Genomic DNA, 15,189 nt, shown 5'->3' with positions numbered 1-15,189 from the left:
TACTGATTTCAAATTCCTGTTTTACAGGATATTTATAAACTTTAGCAGAATACTAGTTGTCAAGTTCTTTTGATTGAAGTAAACGTTCTATTTCTTTCTTTGAAGCTTCATCTATATACCTTATGAAATCAATTTTTTCAATAGTATTTTGTTTTCCTATTGTAACGCGAACTCTGTTTTCTCCTTTCTGTGCATTGGCCTGAACCTTAAATTTTTCAAATAAGATTTTGCGGAAATTGTCTATTCCTGTCTTCAAACCTGCATAATTAGGTTCAAATAGCTCTATATCATCAATACAGTCCCCACTTATTTTCTGGCATTTTTCCAGGGATGTTACAGCTTCTGATTTTAATGAATCAATTGCTTTTCTTTCTTCTGATGTAGGTGGAAGTATTTTTATATTCTCTAATGTTGAAATATAATGAACTAATGGTTCTAATTTTACAGAGTGTAACGTATCATTTTTAATAACTTTTCTAGTATGTGCTACTCCTTTAATCTCTTTTGAAGATACTTTGGATAGAAAAAGAATTGAGTAAATCAACGTTAATTTCTTCATCATTAACGATATACTTTTATCCCTTTTATGATTTTACTTCCATAAAAATTTCTTTCTTCATTGGTGAATAAGGCATTATTTAATTCTTGGAAATATCTGGTTTCATGTCTTAAAATTGGAGTTTCCCATTCTATTGATAAAGTAACTACATTATGAAAAGAAGCTTCTTCACAAAAATTAAAATCAGTTGAAAAATTATAATATTTAGTTTTAAAATTTGGGACAGGCCAAACCGTTTTAGGTTGAATTTGTGTCATATCATTTAATAGCTTAGAAAAAGGCTTCCCAATATAACTTGTTTTATTAACTTCAAATTGCTTTAAATAATTCAACGTATCTAGTTGAGCAAAACTTTTAATGAATAGACAAAAAGTAATCATTAATAATATTTTTGATATTTTTTTCATTGGTAATTATTTTAAATTGCAGTCTATTGTTTCTTTATATATTATTTTTGTTGGGTCTGTTGGATCAGGTAATTCTTTCACATAAATTGGGTTAAAATTACCCGAACTGTCTTTTTTACTTATACCAATTCCCATTCCATATTTTCCTATTACAAAAGCTGTTGCAAGTTCCATTGATTCTTCATCAGATTTTTTTGAAACACTAAAAAAATAATTATATACTAAATTAAAGTCTTTTCCAATACTCATTGATGCATTCCAGTTTTGACTTGTCATATCAAAATAAGTAAGCTCGGGATAAGTTGTTGTAAAATTAGCAAAAGCCGTAGGATTTGTGATCGTATATACGTAAGTTGCTCCTGTATAAGCCCCATTAGTATAGTAATAATTAAAATTAGGATTAATATTATGAACTTTCCAAAACCAATAAACGTCTCCAGGGGAAGCTACATCATAAGTTACTGATGTGTGGTTATGTATACCTCCTTCCACAACAAAATCAGGATTTGTTGCAGGCATTGGTACACTAGCCCCAGAAGAGCTTCCTAAAATGATACTTGAAACTTTATAAATACCTGAAGGATTTTTACCAAAAGTAAAAGCTTTTTCAACAGTTGAAGTAGAAATACCTGACTTCATTGTATTATTTTGTAAATCAACTACAGATTCATTTAAAAGGGTTTTTGCTTTTGCATTTTCAGTAATAATTTTTTTACAAGGTCCACTAGGAAGCGGTAAATTTGGTATTGTAGGCGTACCATTATTATTTCCGCCTGATCCTCCAAAAGGTCCACCACCCCCACCGGTTCCATCATCGCCCAATTCTGTAGTAGCTGGGAGTGCTTTACATCTATGAATAACTACTGTTACCCGTGTGGAAGGCTGATCTGCTTTACAGGGACCTCCTTGTGTTTTTGGAAGCTCTCCATTGAAATGCTGTCCTTCACTGCAGGAAGTATAATAGGATTCTTCTACCCATTCACAGGAGATATCTGACTTCTCGACTAATCCACCATTGTAAGTTCCCGGATTAAGTTCTTCTACGGTCAGTTTTCCTTTTGTATCCACAGAGCCTCCATTGGCCAGAATTTGTTTTTCCTGTAGGGTAAAGTGATAAGTAATTAAAAGTTCTTTGTAAGTCCCATCAGGAAGTAGACTTAGCACAAGGTTTTCCAAAGGTGCATCCTCAGCAGCATTATCCCTTGTAAGATGAAAAGTATAACTGTGAACATTAGGCCCTCGTTCTATGTAAATCACATCATCTGTATTTACAGAAACCCCATTACTGTACTTCACAGCTTTCCCTGAAACATAGGTTTCTAATGTTTTAAATTTCTCATTGACTTTTTTTAGCTCAGGAATAAGATTAGTCTTGTGCTTACTTTCATCCAGTGAAATTCTTTTGTAAGTATACCGGAGAGCATTCCTGTCATTAGGATTCTCCTGCTGATCTGGGAAATAATCATTCCTGCAGGACCATAAAGTAGCAAATAGGGCTATCAATAAAGACAACCGGAGACTCATTTTTCTCTCATGTGTTTTTAATTTTTTGGGTGTTCAAATATATAAATTTTTCACAAACGTAAGAATAAAATTTAAAGTAGGCAAATTTGCCTACTTTAAATTTATAGTAAACCACAACCTTTGCTATGTGAAAGATTCGGATCAAATAATACTGAAGAAAATTGGTGAGCGTCTCCAAGAGGCTCGTCTGCAAAAAAATCTTACACAAAAAGAACTTGCTTTCATGGTAGATGTAGAAATTTCTCAAATTACAAGGATAGAAAGAGGAGTTATCAATACATCTGTTCTCAGTCTTATGAGAATTACAGATGCTCTTGAAATTTCAATAAGCGATTTTTTGAAAGATTTAGAAAAATCTTAATTCACAAAATAAGTATCAGGCTTCTTCAATTCACCTTGCGGAATTTCGGCCTGTTCAAAATAGAAAATTCAATAGTACGGCAGATGCTGTTCAGGGCAAGGTCATTTTCTTCCTCACCAAAAGGCTCAGCAATCTCCTGAATAATAGCATCAAGAGCAATAAAAGTGTAGCTGATCAGTAGAACAATTAAAGGCATCATCCATCCCAAAGAATCTACCAGCCCAAAAGGAAGCCAGAAGCAGTATAAATACACCGTACGATGCAAAAGAACGCTGTAAGCAAAAGGCAGCGGAGTGTTATAATTCTCTCACAGCCACCGGAAATATTAGAAAACTGATTCAGCTGATGATCCATAGAAGTCATCACAATAGTATCAATGTTTCCTTTTTTATTCTGTTCATTAAGCCAGTCGGCGATAAATCCAAGAATAATACTGGGAATAATTTTTTATGTTTCACCTGTTCCAATTGTTCAGGAGAAAGCAGTCTTTCAAGATGCTCTGTCCCAGTTTTATCCCTCAACTGAAAGTTCAGCGACCAGGAAAATGCAGAGATCAGCTTAATGATGTTCTGTTTTTCTTCCGAAGCTCCCGGAGAAGAATCATTCACTAATGATAAGATTTGTCTCGTCAAAGATCTCGTTTCAATCACAAGTAATCCCCAAAGTTTCCGTCCTTCCCAAAAACGGTCATAGCTCGCCGAATTACAGAAACCCATAAATATGGCAAGTGCCAGTCCTATCAATGTAAAAATTGTAGGATTAAGATGCACTTTATAATCAAAAATTCTCCCTTTGAAAAAATAAATAGCCAAAGAGAGAGCTGAACAACAATTTTCTTTAATACAGAGCCTCTCCATATAAATAACATTTTCAGCCAATTCGTTCGCTATCTGACTATCATTTGTATATATTTATAATTAAAGACTAAGAAAAGCTACCCCGAATGACAGAACGGAAATAATAATCCCGGCCATAAAAATCTTATAGGTAATGGATAAAAGCCTGTACTTCCTGTTAAGAACTTTCCCCAGGTAATACAAATCTTTCACCATAGAATCATAGATATAATCCCTGTCTTTGATCAGGTCTTTCATGGCATTATGATAGTCGTCAAACAACATCTGCTGAAAGTTACCGAAGAACAGCAGGTTTACTTTTCTGTTCACAATATCCTGAGAGGTAAATGTGGTTTTCGTCACATTCGGCTTGGTGGATAAAATTGCAAATATGATCGTCAGTACACTGGACAGCAGCAATATGAAACTGGGAAGAATCAGATGCGAATTTTTAGGAGCATCCAGCTTTGGAACCAGTACCGAAAGACAGACAGAAATAATAATTGCGTTTACAGATAAAAGAATATTGGCTTTGCTGTCTGCAATATCACTCAGTCTCGTATGGTTATTCAGCGTTACCCTGAATAAGGTATCCACACTTCTGTCTGATTTTTCTTTCTCCTTTTTGCTCTCTGGATTATCTTTTTTATTGTCTTTCTTCTCTTCCTCTTTTTCCAATTTCTTTTCGATCTTTTTAATGTTTTTCTTTTTCAAAGGTTCCCAGTTTTCTTTGGCATAATCCGTGTAAAAAGTGTGCTTATTCTTAAGCATGTCGAGATTTCCGGCATTCCATTCTTCATTGGAAAAACATCGAACATTGGTCAGTTCCCATTCTTTCCTCAACGCATCAGAAATATCACTGTAATCATGACCTGCAAAATGGCTGAAGTCAGCATCCTTTACAATTTTTTCCAGTAAATTCTGAGGCTCATAATGTATTTTCGTAGCGAGAATCAGCTTTTCAATATCTGCAATATAGTTTTCCGGATAATTTTCCTTGTGCAGAAAGTCTTTCATCACCTCTACACTACGCTCCTCATGATTCAGAGCACATTCTATATACCCTGTATCATGAAACCACAATGCAACGAGTACTTTCTCCTGATCCTCCTCAGAAACAGGGGTATTTTTCATAATTTCCTCCGCCTTATTAACAGTATAGGCAGTATGGATAAAATTATGATAAAAATATACCGAAGATAACTTATCTTTGAATAAGATTTCAACATAATTTTTAGCTTTGTGTAGAATGCTCATTCCTGAATTTTTGTTAATGTAAATTTATGAATTTATCCTTTAAAACTCATCTAAAAAATACTTCTATTGTTCTTAGAACAGTAATGTCAGCAGGAGTCCTTTATTCCTGTGCTACATATAACGTACAAAAGAGCAAAAACTTATTTGAAGTAAAAAATTCCGAAATAAAGTCAGAAAATGATTTTAAGCTTTTTCTGATTGGAGATGCAGGAAATGCGGATGAACCTCAGGCACAAAAAACGCTGGATTTACTGAAAAGTAAGCTGGATTCTGCCGACAGTAATTCTATGCTGATCTTTCTGGGAGATAATATTTATCCTAACGGAATGCCCAAAGAAACAGATAAAGAGTATGCTCCGGCAAAACAGAAACTGGAAAACCAGCTTGCTATAACCAAAAATTTCAAAGGAAAAACGCTTGTCATTCCCGGTAATCACGACTGGTACAACGGACTGGAAGGATTGAACACCCAGGAAGAACTGGTAAAAAAGTATCTTGACGACAAAAAAGCTTTTCTCCCCAAAAACGGCTGTCCTATTGATGATATCAATGTTTCTAAAGACATCAAACTTATTGCTATCGATACAGAATGGGTGATTGCCAACTGGGATAATTATCCGGGAATCAACAAAAACTGCAATATAAAAACCCGTGAAGATTTCTTCACAGAGTTTAAAGATCTTGTCATTAAAAATCAGGGTAAAAAAATAATTGTTGCGTTACACCACCCTATCATCAGCAGCGGAACCCATGCAGGCTTTAATTCTGCAAAATCTCACCTCTTTCCTTTAAAAAGTAAAGTTCCTGTTCCGGGAGTTGCCAGTATCATCAATATATTAAGAAGTTCCTCCGGCGCCAGCCCTGAAGATATTAATAACCAACATTATGCAGACCTTGCCGACAGGCTGAAAAGTATTGTTCAGGATAAGGAAAATATTATTTTCGTATCCGGACATGATCATAACCTGCAATACCATGAAGACGGTAACCTGAGACAGATCATCAGTGGTGCAGGTTCCAAAACAGATCCGTCCACGATCGTAGAACAAACTGACTTTTCCTATGGAGGAAGCGGCTTTGCCGTTTTAAATTTCAGAAAAGATGAAAGTACGGATGTTGAATATTTTTCAACTAAAGATACCCAGCTTAAAAAACTGACTCATATTTCGGTGATTTCCAAACCTGATGTATTTGTCAATAATTTCCCTAATTCTTTTCCGCCTACATTCTCTTCAACCATTTATCCGGTACAGCTTACTGAAAAAAGGAAATTTTACCGCTGGCTTTGGGGAGATCATTACAGAAGATATTACGGAATCCCTATTGAAGCGCCGACAGCCAATCTTTCAGAATTAAACGGAGGGTATATTCCTTTCAGAGAAGGTGGAGGAAACCAATCCAACAGCTTACGGCTGAAGTCTGCAGACGGACAGGAATTTGTGATGCGTGGAGTGAAAAAAAGTGCAATCCGCTTTCTGAACAATATGGCTTTCCAGAAAAGTACCCTGGGAGAAGAGCTTGCAGATACATTCCCTGAAAAATTCCTGCTGGACTTTTATACAACCAATCATCCGTTTACTCCATTTACTATTGGAAATATGTCGGAGAAACTGGGTATTTTCCACAGTAATCCAAAACTGTACTATATCCCCAAACAACAGGCCCTGGGAAGATATAACGAAAACTACGGAGATGAAATGTATATGATTGAGGAACGTTTTTCTTCAGATCCGAAAACGTTGGCTTATCTTGGCAATGCAACAGATATCGTTTCTACGGATGATGTATTAAAAAACCTCAATAAAAGTAATAAATATTCTGTTGACAGGGAGTCGTACATCAGAGCAAGGTTATTTGATATGCTTATCGGCGACTGGGACAGACATTCAGACCAATGGAAATGGGCACAATATGAAGAAGGTGACAAGGTCATCTATAAACCGATCCCGAAAGACAGAGACCAGGCATTCAGTAAATATGACGGAGCCGCATTCAGACTTATTATGAATGTTCCGGCCATCCGCCATATGAAAACCTTTACAGAAGACATCAGCAGCGTGAAATGGCTTGCCATGGAACCTTATCCGATGGATCTGGTCTTTTTAAAAAGTGCAGACCAGAGCGAATGGGAAACCCAGGCAAAATATATTCAGGAACACCTGACTGATGCAGATATTGATGATGCTTTCCATAATCTTCCTAAAGAAGTGCAGGATGACACCGTTGCTGAAATTCAGAGAAAGCTGAAAATCAGGAAAACAAAACTTCAAAGCTATGCAGCACAGTATTATGATGTACTCCAGAAAAAAGTTCCACTGGCAGGAACAGTAAATCCGGATAAGTTTGTCATCACCAAGAACGGCCATTCCGTGCTGGTACAGCAATATAAGCTGGATAAAAATAAAGATAAAAATGAACTGGTTTTTGAAAAGACCTATCATGATTCAAAAACAAAAGAATTATGGATCTACGGACTGGAAGATGATGACATCTATGAAGTAACAGGAACAGGGAACCCAAAGATGAATATCAGACTGATCGGAGGTTATAATCATGACACCTACACAGTTGGAGACGGAAGAAAGGTGAAGATTTATGATTTTAAATCTCAGAAAAATACTTATAACGCCGGCAATGCAACCAGGAATATCACTGATGATTATGATACTAACAGCTATAATTATAAACACCCTAAATATAATTCCGTTGCAGGATATCCAAATCTGGATTATAACCCGGATGACGGTGTTATTGTAGGAGTTCTGGCCAATTATACAGTGAATAACTTCATCCGCGATCCTTTTACTCAAAGACACAGCTTAAAAGCTAACTTTTATACAGCTACTGCAGGATTCAGTCTTACGTATAAAGGAATATTTAAAAAGGCAATCTCTGGTTGGGATATTAACCTTGATGCATTTTATACAACACCGAGATTCTCTCAAAACTTCTTCGGACTTTCCAATGAAAGTGAATATGATAAAGAAAATACAGAAAGAGAATACAACAGAGCCCGAATTTCCAAGTTTAATTTTGCTCCTTCCATCTCTCAGAAGAGCTGGATGAACCTCAGCCATCAGTTTCAGTTGACTTTTGAAGATAATAAAGTACAGAGAAAAGCTGACCGGTTCATCAACCAGTCACCGGACGTAAGGCCAGGCGTATTTAACAGCCAGCAGTTTGTGGGAGCCAATTATACATTTGGGTATAAAAATGCTGATAATACAGCCTTTCCTACTCTTGGACTGGAATTTATGCTTAATGCCGACTGGAAAGCCACGCTTTCTGATTTTAATAAGAACTTCGTGACTGTAAAAGGGAAATTGGCCGTTGACCACAGAATTGATAAAAAAGGAAAATTTGTATTTGCCAATTCCAGCAATGTCATGTGGATCAATAACAATAATTTTGAATTTTATCAGGCGGCATCCATCGGCGGCAATAACGGAATGAGGGCTTTCAGAAATGAAAGATTCGCCGGAAGGTCTTATTTTACCAATAACTCGGAAATCAGATGGGACTTTGGAAGGATAAGAAATAATATAGCTCCTGCTAACATGGGAATTCTCATCGGATATGATATCGGCCGTGTATGGAATGACAACGAAAATTCCAGAAAATGGCATCAGTCTGCCGGTGCCGGTGTATGGCTGAGTATTGTAGAAATGATGTCTGCCAGGTTGAATTATTTCTATGGTTCAGACGGTGGAAGAATTTCTGCCGGAGTGGGCATGAAGTTTTAAACTTTCCTATTCAAAAGAAACTATCTTTCGTTGTTATAATTAACGTTAAGATTTCAGAGCAAATATAAAACACTGTGAACAGTTTATTAAATTTTCGACTTACATTTTTACTGATAAAAACAAATATGGCTTTTAAATAAAAGCCATACTTTCAGCTATATAAAACAAGGCTATACATAGCTCAATCATTTATCACTTCTGTAAACAATGATCAGGTAGATATATATCTACAAAAAAATAAAAAAATCACAAAACAGGGATATTTAAAAAATATAATTAATCTACATAATTATTTCAAGTTTTCTTAATCCATATGAATCATCGTATTCACTCTATTATATTCACTTTTTTGCAAATCCAAGGTTATAAAAAATAAATAATTTTGTTGTCTAAAAACAACAAATATTTATTCTATGAGAAAAGAATTATTACTGACATTGTTTCTGATCATGTCATTTTTAGTCAATGCACAGGTGGGGATATTAACACCTACTCCCCAGAGAACACTGCACGTCAACGGTTCTTTACAACTGGTAAAAGAATTAAATGTAGGAGGATCTGAAAGTGTGCAGGGTACCGCAGGTAAGGACGGGGAGTTTTTAAGTTCCAACGGAGCCGGTGCAGCGCCCACCTGGAGAACGATAGAATCCCAAAGTTTTTTAAAGATGGTTTTTACGGGACAAAAAAACAATATCTCACCCAGTACAGGCAGCTATACCGGAAGCAACAGTGCATCAGACTATGAAGCACAGACCAAAAACTATATCTATAATATCGTTAATAAAATAGATAACAATTATATTTCCTACGATGCCAATACAGGGATATTTACTGCTAACAGAGCCGGATATTATAATATTTCAACTTATCTGTCATATAACTTAAGCTTAAACGGAACCAATCAGACGGCAGGAACAGCAATATCCAGAATTCAGAGCAGTTCAGATATGAGTGATTATATTTCAGCAATATCCACAGGACACGGAGAAAGGACAGACGGTATATATCACCAGTTGACAGGCATAAAATTTCTTAATTCCGGCGAAACCTTTTCTCTGAGATGTGTTTATACCCAGAATTTCAGATTAGCCTCAGGAAATATCAGTATTTCTTATCTGGTTCCTTAAAAATTATTACGATTCTTCACAGCTAATAATATTGAAAACAGAAATACTTACCACAATCAATAACAAATTCTCTTTCCAATGAAAAAAAAATTATTACTCCCATTGTTTCTAATCATGTCATTCTTAGTCAATGCACAAGTGGGGATCTTAACACCTACTCCCCAGAGAACACTGCACGTCAACGGCTCACTGCAAGTCGTAAAAGAACTGAATGTAGGAGGTTCTGACAGTGTACAGGGCACTGCAGGTAAAGATGGTGAGTTTTTAAGTTCCAACGGAGCCGGTGCAGCGCCTATCTGGAGAACGATAGAATCTCAAAATTTTTTAAAAGTAGTCTTTGTAGCCAATAAGGATAATATGTCACCAAGTACCGGCAGCTATACAGGAAGCCATTTAACCGGGACTTTTGAAAATTTTGCCCAAAATTTTATGTATAATATCGTCAACAAAATAGATAATAATTATATTTCCTATGATGCCAATACAGGGATATTTACGGTTAACAAAACCGGTTTCTATAATATAGCAACCTATTTCACATATGACCTAAGCCTCAACGGAACTAATGAAACAGCAGGAACAGCAACATCACAAATTCAGAGAGAGGCTGATACCCAAAACTTAATTTCAGCAGTATCAACAGGATACGGAGAAAGAACAACACAAATATATCATCAGCTTACAGGCATACAGCTTTTTAATACCGGGGAGACATTCAGGCTAAGATGTAAATACACCCAGGATTTCAGACTGTCAAAAGGTAATATCAGTATCTCCTATCTTACTCAGTAAACAATACCACCGTCAATCACTTCAATAATTCATCTATTTAAAAACCCTACAGAGAAATCTGCAGGGTTTATTTGGTATGTTATGGAAATGGAAAGTATAGTAATACCTGGCCATTCTGATCATAATTATAAGTCCATGTGGATTTGGATATTCCCGGCTGCGGAGGTATACCGGTATCAGGATAATCAGCATATTCTGTCACTGATTCCTTAGCTCTAAAATTATTTTTTGATAAACTCTTTTCATAAAAATCATCATTAATCAGAAATAATTTTTTAAATGGATTTTTAGCATTGTCAAAATCTGAATACACAGTAGTTGTGAACTGTTTATCCTTACCAGTGGCCTTTTCTAATGTTTCACTTTTAGAAAGATTACTATTTCCATCAAAATAATATGTTGTAAAAAACTCCTGATAACCACGCTTAGTATATACACTTATTGTATTGGATCCATACGTATAGGTTCTTGTCATCTCCAGTTCGGCAAAAGTTCCATTCTTATAATACTTTTCAGCCTTAACAGGTCTGTTATTTTCCATCAGATAAGAAATTGTTCTATACCCGGAAGTCGTTTCCGATTCAAGATAATCTATTTGTAAGTTATTGTTTGTATAAGTTAACTGAGTAACTACATCAGGATAAAAAACTTGGGTATTTGCTGTTACCAAATAGTTCCTTCCACGCATTTTCTGTAAACGTCCGTTTTCATAGAAAAACTGATAATATTTTTCCGGACTGCGTAGTGTTGTGCGCTGATCCATCTCAAAAATGTATCCTTTATCAGGCTGTAAATCTTCAGTTTGATTTTCATTTACAGTTATAGATTCATCATTAGTACTACTGCAAGAGGAAAAGCCTAGCACCAACAGGATATACAATATGTTTTTCATAGTTATTTAATCGGCTGTAAAGATAAAACTTATAATGAAAAACTGTACACATTTTCCCCTTCATCCTTCCCCTTCTCATCTGCAATCATTACTGTTTTATCATCAAGAAAAACAATAGCTTCCTTCTGGGAATTATGATTTAATGGAATTTTCTGAATTTTTGCTAAATTAAAATTATCAGCCGTAAATCCGGTAAGAACGTGAACATTTTTATGGGTTAACAAAACAATTTTATCTTTTGTATTGTTGATGGTGGCAGATGTAATAGCAGCATCATTATATCCGCCCTGAAGTTTTAATGTTCCTATTAATTTTGCTTCAAAATCCCCTTCTTTATTAGGCACCTGGAATACAAGAAAAGTTCCGTCAAAACCTTTACTCCTGTTTTTGGTGAATAAATAGAAATTCCCGTCCATTTCCACAAAAGCTTCACAGTCATACAACAGATATGATTTTTTGGGAGGAAACTCAGTCTGCCCCTGGTAATGAAACTTTGTAGTCTGAACAACTTTGGTAACGGTTTGTCTGCTGTCTTTCAAATCCGTTTTTAAAATAGCCAGATCCTGTCTGTTATTATCATTATTTCCAAAATCTCCGATATAAATATTTCCCTGAGCATCTGATATGATGTCTTCCCAGTCTGTATTTTCGGCATTTTCTACCGGTATTTTTGCCAGCATATCACCTTTATCACTCAATCCGTATATTGCACTTTTATTTCCTCTGTCTTCTATCACCCAGATTGTCTTCTTATCATTTGCCAGAGTAATTCCGGAAACTTCCTTCAACTTTTTGGGTAAAGAAAACTGGAGTTTCAATTCGTTTTCATTAGCAGGAGAATTCTGAGCTTTTGGATTACAGCTCAATAGAAGCAAAGCAGGGAATATAAGGAAACGTAACATATCTATTTTTATTTTTTAAACTGAATATAAAAAGCATTAATTGTTCAATCGGGAACTATAAAAGTTTTTTTGCCTTTTCCCAGAGAACATCCATTTCTTCCAGAGACATATCTGCCAGTTTCAAATCCTGTTCTTCGGCAAGCCCTTCCATTTTTTGAAATCTTGAAATAAACTTCAGATTGGTTCTTTCCAACGCAGAATCCGGGTTTATTCCTGAAATCCTTGCATAATTAATCAGCGAGAAAAATACATCACCCAGTTCCTGTTCTTTCTTATCCAGATCCGTCTCGGCATGGAACTCCTGAATCTCTTCATCTACTTTTTTCCAGGCATCTTCCGCATTATGAAATTCAAAACCGATTCCTTTTACCTTATCCTGAATTCTGTAGGCTTTTACCAAACTCGGCAGACTTTTAGGAACTCCGCCCAAAATAGATTTGTTCCCTTCTTTTAATTTTAATTTTTCCCAGTTTTGTTTCACTTCCTCTTCATCTTTCACTTCGGTATCTCCATAGATGTGAGGATGACGGAAAATGAGCTTTTCATTAAGAGAATTGATTACATCCGCGATATCAAAGCTTTCTTTTTCAGAACCTATTTTAGCGTAAAAAACCAGGTGAAGCAGGACATCGCCCAACTCTTTTTTTATTTCCTGTAAATCTTCCTGTAAAATAGCATCTGAAAGCTCATACGTCTCTTCCAGGGTAAGGTGCCGGAGTGACTGGAATGTCTGTTTCTGATCCCACGGACATTTTTCACGCAGATCATCCATAATATCCAATAGTCTTCCGAAGGCTTCCAGTTTCTCCTGTTTTGTATTCATAAATAATGGGAAATTCAATATTATACAAATGTAAGGGTTATTCAGGCATCATTACAAACGTTGGGAATAAAAGTTACGGAATGCAGAATCCAAATAGATTAGGTAATTAAACCTAACAGGTTTTCGAAACCTGTTAGGTTTTAGGATATAAACTCGCTATTACCTGCTGCCTGAAAACAAAAAGCCTTGTCCGTAATTTCCGGACAAGGCTTTGTATTTTTAATTCAAAAATGAATTATCCTTGTTTTCTGTGTGTGCTTTTCGGAGCTGATTTTGCAGCTGAAGTAGCTTTTACTTTCGGCGCAGCTGGTTTTTCTGCTTTTGGAGCTTTTTTAGCTTCTTTTTCAATGCTTACTTCTTCTGCAGCTGGTTCACCGTCTAAAGTTTCAGGTTCTGCTTTTACAAAGCTTTCAGGAGTAATATATCCAGCCTTATGAAGAATGTTGTACCACTGAGCCAGTTTCTTGATATCAGAAGCGTATACTCTTTCTGTATCATAGTTAGGAAGCGATGCCAGCATGAAGTCTTTCAGCTCAGCATCAGAAGATTTGTGAGAAATTGTTTCCTTATAATCGTTGTTTTTAGCAATATTTTCAAATACTTCAAACAAAGGAACTTCTTTCTCGAATGTAAACATGGCAATATTATCCAATAAACTTACCTGGCTTGAGTTTCCAATGCTTACTTTTTTCTTGTTGGTAACATCTTCAATGATAAATCCGTTTCTTAATTGAGAAACTAATTTGAAAAGTCCTGGTTTTCCAGAAATTGAAATTATTTTTTCTAACAGCATAATTTTATTTTTTGTAAATTCTGCAATCAGCACTAGCTTTTTGCTTTATATTATTCTTTTAATCCTTATTTAAATTATTTTGGAAATCTCATTTTGTAACCGATGTTTACGTCACCCTGAGAAATTTTTGTCAGCTTACCTTTTACCAGTTTCTTCTTCAGAGCGCTCAGGTGGTCGGTAAACAGAATTCCTTCAATGTGGTCATATTCATGTTGAATTACGCGGGCTCTAATATCGGAAAAAGTTTCTGTATGTTTCACAAAATTTTCGTCATAATATTCAATAACGATTGTTCCTTTTCTTTTTACATCTTCTCTTACATCCGGAATAGAAAGACAGCCCTCATTGAACTTCCATTCTTCACCTGATTCTTCAAGAATCTGGGCATTGATAAATACTTTTCTGAATTCTGCCAGCTCATCTTTGATATCTTCATAATCCTCATCTTCTGCAAGAGGTGTCACGTCTATGACAAACAGACGGATATCCAAACCAATCTGAGGCGCAGCAAGACCTATGCCATTTGCGCTGTACATAGTTTCGAACATGTTATCTATCAGTTCCTGTAATTCGGGATAGTCTTTGTCTATATCTTTTCCCACTTTTCTCAAAACAGGATCCCCAAAAGCTCTTATCGGTAAAATCATCTTAATCTTTGTTCTAAAAAATTCTGCAATATGATGGTTGCACTTACTTTATCTATTAATCCTTTTTCCTGCCTCTTTTTCTTACTTTTTCCACTTTGGGAAATAAAAAACGAAGCCATTTTGGAAGTAAATCTTTCATCAAAACGGTGAACTGCAATATCCGAAAATTCTTTTTTAAATTCTTCTATGAATTTTAAAATATCAGTTTCCACTTCTGAAACATTTCCTTTCAAATCTATGGGAAGCCCAATCACCACTTCATCCACCTTGTTTTCATTGAAATATTTTTTCAAAAATTCCATTAAAGAACGGTTCTCTACAGTCTCCAGTCCGCTGGCTATAATCTGCATATCATCTGTTGCAGCGATACCACAACGAGCCTTTCCGTAGTCTATTGCAAGGATTTGTCCCATAAGTCTGCAAATTTAGTAAAATTTACTGATTTTATTCATAACGCAGTTTTTTTATATAAATCATGTTTTATTCCATTATTTTTTTTATAATTTTAATCTTCCAAAAAACAATT

General features: G+C 35.5%; 16 protein-coding genes. 4 read left to right on the top strand and 12 right to left on the bottom strand.

Going from position 1 to position 15,189, the window contains the following annotated elements; translation table 11 throughout:
- Positions 1-52: 52 nt before the first annotated feature.
- Genes ACP3T3_RS18205 through ACP3T3_RS18195 form a run of 3 tightly spaced genes read right to left on the bottom strand, consistent with a single transcriptional unit; the run spans position 53 to position 2,490 of the window.
- Positions 53-562, bottom strand: a complete 510-nt coding sequence (locus tag ACP3T3_RS18205; RefSeq protein ID WP_426477180.1) for a hypothetical protein — start codon at positions 560-562, stop codon at positions 53-55.
- Positions 562-966 (bottom strand): hypothetical protein, encoded by a 405-nt coding sequence (locus ACP3T3_RS18200; RefSeq protein WP_426477179.1) that lies wholly within the window; start codon positions 964-966, stop codon positions 562-564. The genes ACP3T3_RS18205 and ACP3T3_RS18200 overlap by 1 nt, the downstream gene beginning before the upstream one ends.
- Positions 967-972: 6 nt before the next feature.
- Entirely contained in the window at positions 973-2,490 is a 1,518-nt protein-coding gene (locus ACP3T3_RS18195) for a hypothetical protein (protein WP_426477178.1), read from the bottom strand.
- Between the two features lie 127 nt (positions 2,491-2,617).
- On the opposite strand from ACP3T3_RS18195, the gene ACP3T3_RS18190 reads away from it, so the two are divergent.
- Positions 2,618-2,851: a helix-turn-helix domain-containing protein gene (locus ACP3T3_RS18190; RefSeq protein ID WP_426477177.1), complete on the top strand. Its 234-nt coding sequence runs from the start codon at positions 2,618-2,620 to the stop codon at positions 2,849-2,851.
- Between the two features lie 25 nt (positions 2,852-2,876).
- Here the strand turns inward: ACP3T3_RS18190 and ACP3T3_RS18185 are convergent, their stop codons facing one another.
- The 3 genes from ACP3T3_RS18185 to ACP3T3_RS18175 form a co-directional block, all read right to left on the bottom strand.
- A complete protein-coding gene (locus ACP3T3_RS18185) occupies positions 2,877-3,104 on the bottom strand; it encodes a bestrophin family ion channel (protein ID WP_426477176.1) in 228 nt (75 codons plus the stop codon).
- A gap of 109 nt (positions 3,105-3,213) precedes the next feature.
- Positions 3,214-3,708, bottom strand: coding sequence for a bestrophin family ion channel (locus tag ACP3T3_RS18180; RefSeq protein ID WP_426477175.1), 495 nt, complete (start codon positions 3,706-3,708; stop codon positions 3,214-3,216).
- A 60-nt stretch (positions 3,709-3,768) separates the two neighbouring features.
- Complete coding sequence (locus ACP3T3_RS18175) at positions 3,769-4,944, bottom strand: Pycsar system effector family protein (RefSeq protein ID WP_426477174.1); 1,176 nt, start codon at positions 4,942-4,944, stop codon at positions 3,769-3,771.
- Between the two features lie 26 nt (positions 4,945-4,970).
- Between ACP3T3_RS18175 and ACP3T3_RS18170 the strand changes: the two genes are divergently transcribed.
- The 3 genes from ACP3T3_RS18170 to ACP3T3_RS18160 all read left to right on the top strand — a co-directional run bounded on the left by ACP3T3_RS18170 (position 4,971) and on the right by ACP3T3_RS18160 (position 10,606).
- Positions 4,971-8,687 (top strand): metallophosphoesterase, encoded by a 3,717-nt coding sequence (locus ACP3T3_RS18170; protein WP_426477173.1) that lies wholly within the window; start codon positions 4,971-4,973, stop codon positions 8,685-8,687.
- A gap of 413 nt (positions 8,688-9,100) precedes the next feature.
- The gene (locus ACP3T3_RS18165) at positions 9,101-9,814 is read left to right on the top strand and encodes a hypothetical protein (RefSeq protein WP_426477172.1); all 714 of its coding nucleotides are present in this window, start codon (positions 9,101-9,103) and stop codon (positions 9,812-9,814) included.
- Positions 9,815-9,892: 78 nt separating this feature from the next.
- Entirely contained in the window at positions 9,893-10,606 is a 714-nt protein-coding gene (locus ACP3T3_RS18160) for a hypothetical protein (protein WP_426477171.1), read from the top strand.
- A gap of 79 nt (positions 10,607-10,685) precedes the next feature.
- Here the strand turns inward: ACP3T3_RS18160 and ACP3T3_RS18155 are convergent, their stop codons facing one another.
- The 6 genes from ACP3T3_RS18155 to ruvX all read right to left on the bottom strand — a co-directional run bounded on the left by ACP3T3_RS18155 (position 10,686) and on the right by ruvX (position 15,076).
- Complete coding sequence (locus ACP3T3_RS18155; protein ID WP_426477170.1) at positions 10,686-11,498, bottom strand: hypothetical protein; 813 nt, start codon at positions 11,496-11,498, stop codon at positions 10,686-10,688.
- Between the two features lie 29 nt (positions 11,499-11,527).
- Complete coding sequence (locus ACP3T3_RS18150; RefSeq protein ID WP_426477169.1) at positions 11,528-12,400, bottom strand: SdiA-regulated domain-containing protein; 873 nt, start codon at positions 12,398-12,400, stop codon at positions 11,528-11,530.
- A 55-nt stretch (positions 12,401-12,455) separates the two neighbouring features.
- Positions 12,456-13,223 (bottom strand): nucleoside triphosphate pyrophosphohydrolase, encoded by a 768-nt coding sequence (mazG, locus tag ACP3T3_RS18145; protein WP_426477168.1) that lies wholly within the window; start codon positions 13,221-13,223, stop codon positions 12,456-12,458.
- A gap of 235 nt (positions 13,224-13,458) precedes the next feature.
- Positions 13,459-14,016 (bottom strand): DUF5606 domain-containing protein, encoded by a 558-nt coding sequence (locus ACP3T3_RS18140; protein ID WP_426477167.1) that lies wholly within the window; start codon positions 14,014-14,016, stop codon positions 13,459-13,461.
- 74 nt (positions 14,017-14,090) lie between these two features.
- Positions 14,091-14,663, bottom strand: coding sequence for a peptide deformylase (gene def / locus ACP3T3_RS18135; protein WP_426477166.1), 573 nt, complete (start codon positions 14,661-14,663; stop codon positions 14,091-14,093).
- On the bottom strand, positions 14,660-15,076 hold the full coding sequence (ruvX, locus tag ACP3T3_RS18130; RefSeq protein WP_426477165.1) for a Holliday junction resolvase RuvX: 417 nt from the start codon (positions 15,074-15,076) through the stop codon (positions 14,660-14,662). The genes def and ruvX overlap by 4 nt, the downstream gene beginning before the upstream one ends.
- Positions 15,077-15,189: the final 113 nt, after the last annotated feature.

Source organism: Chryseobacterium sp. CBSDS_008 (assembly GCF_049959325.1).
Taxonomy (GTDB): Bacteria; Bacteroidota; Bacteroidia; order Flavobacteriales; family Weeksellaceae; genus Chryseobacterium.
Note: the sequence above shows the minus strand (reverse complement) of the source record. Positions and strands in the feature narration are given on the sequence as shown.

Bases quoted from the DNA above. Each gene is read 5' to 3' on its own strand.
- ruvX (WP_426477165.1), bottom strand. From the start codon at position 15,076: ATGGGACAAATCCTTGCAATAGACTACGGAAAGGCTCGTTGTGGTATC.
- ACP3T3_RS18175 (WP_426477174.1), bottom strand. From the start codon at position 4,944: ATGAGCATTCTACACAAAGCTAAAAATTATGTTGAAATCTTATTCAAA.
- ACP3T3_RS18200 (WP_426477179.1), bottom strand. From the start codon at position 966: ATGAAAAAAATATCAAAAATATTATTAATGATTACTTTTTGTCTATTC.
- ACP3T3_RS18155 (WP_426477170.1), bottom strand. From the start codon at position 11,498: ATGAAAAACATATTGTATATCCTGTTGGTGCTAGGCTTTTCCTCTTGC.
- ACP3T3_RS18165 (WP_426477172.1), top strand. From the start codon at position 9,101: ATGAGAAAAGAATTATTACTGACATTGTTTCTGATCATGTCATTTTTA.
- ACP3T3_RS18160 (WP_426477171.1), top strand. From the start codon at position 9,893: ATGAAAAAAAAATTATTACTCCCATTGTTTCTAATCATGTCATTCTTA.
- ACP3T3_RS18140 (WP_426477167.1), bottom strand. From the start codon at position 14,016: ATGCTGTTAGAAAAAATAATTTCAATTTCTGGAAAACCAGGACTTTTC.
- ACP3T3_RS18195 (WP_426477178.1), bottom strand. From the start codon at position 2,490: ATGAGTCTCCGGTTGTCTTTATTGATAGCCCTATTTGCTACTTTATGG.
- ACP3T3_RS18170 (WP_426477173.1), top strand. From the start codon at position 4,971: ATGAATTTATCCTTTAAAACTCATCTAAAAAATACTTCTATTGTTCTT.
- ACP3T3_RS18180 (WP_426477175.1), bottom strand. From the start codon at position 3,708: ATGGAGAGGCTCTGTATTAAAGAAAATTGTTGTTCAGCTCTCTCTTTG.
- ACP3T3_RS18205 (WP_426477180.1), bottom strand. From the start codon at position 562: ATGATGAAGAAATTAACGTTGATTTACTCAATTCTTTTTCTATCCAAA.
- mazG (WP_426477168.1), bottom strand. From the start codon at position 13,223: ATGAATACAAAACAGGAGAAACTGGAAGCCTTCGGAAGACTATTGGAT.
- ACP3T3_RS18150 (WP_426477169.1), bottom strand. From the start codon at position 12,400: ATGTTACGTTTCCTTATATTCCCTGCTTTGCTTCTATTGAGCTGTAAT.
- def (WP_426477166.1), bottom strand. From the start codon at position 14,663: ATGATTTTACCGATAAGAGCTTTTGGGGATCCTGTTTTGAGAAAAGTG.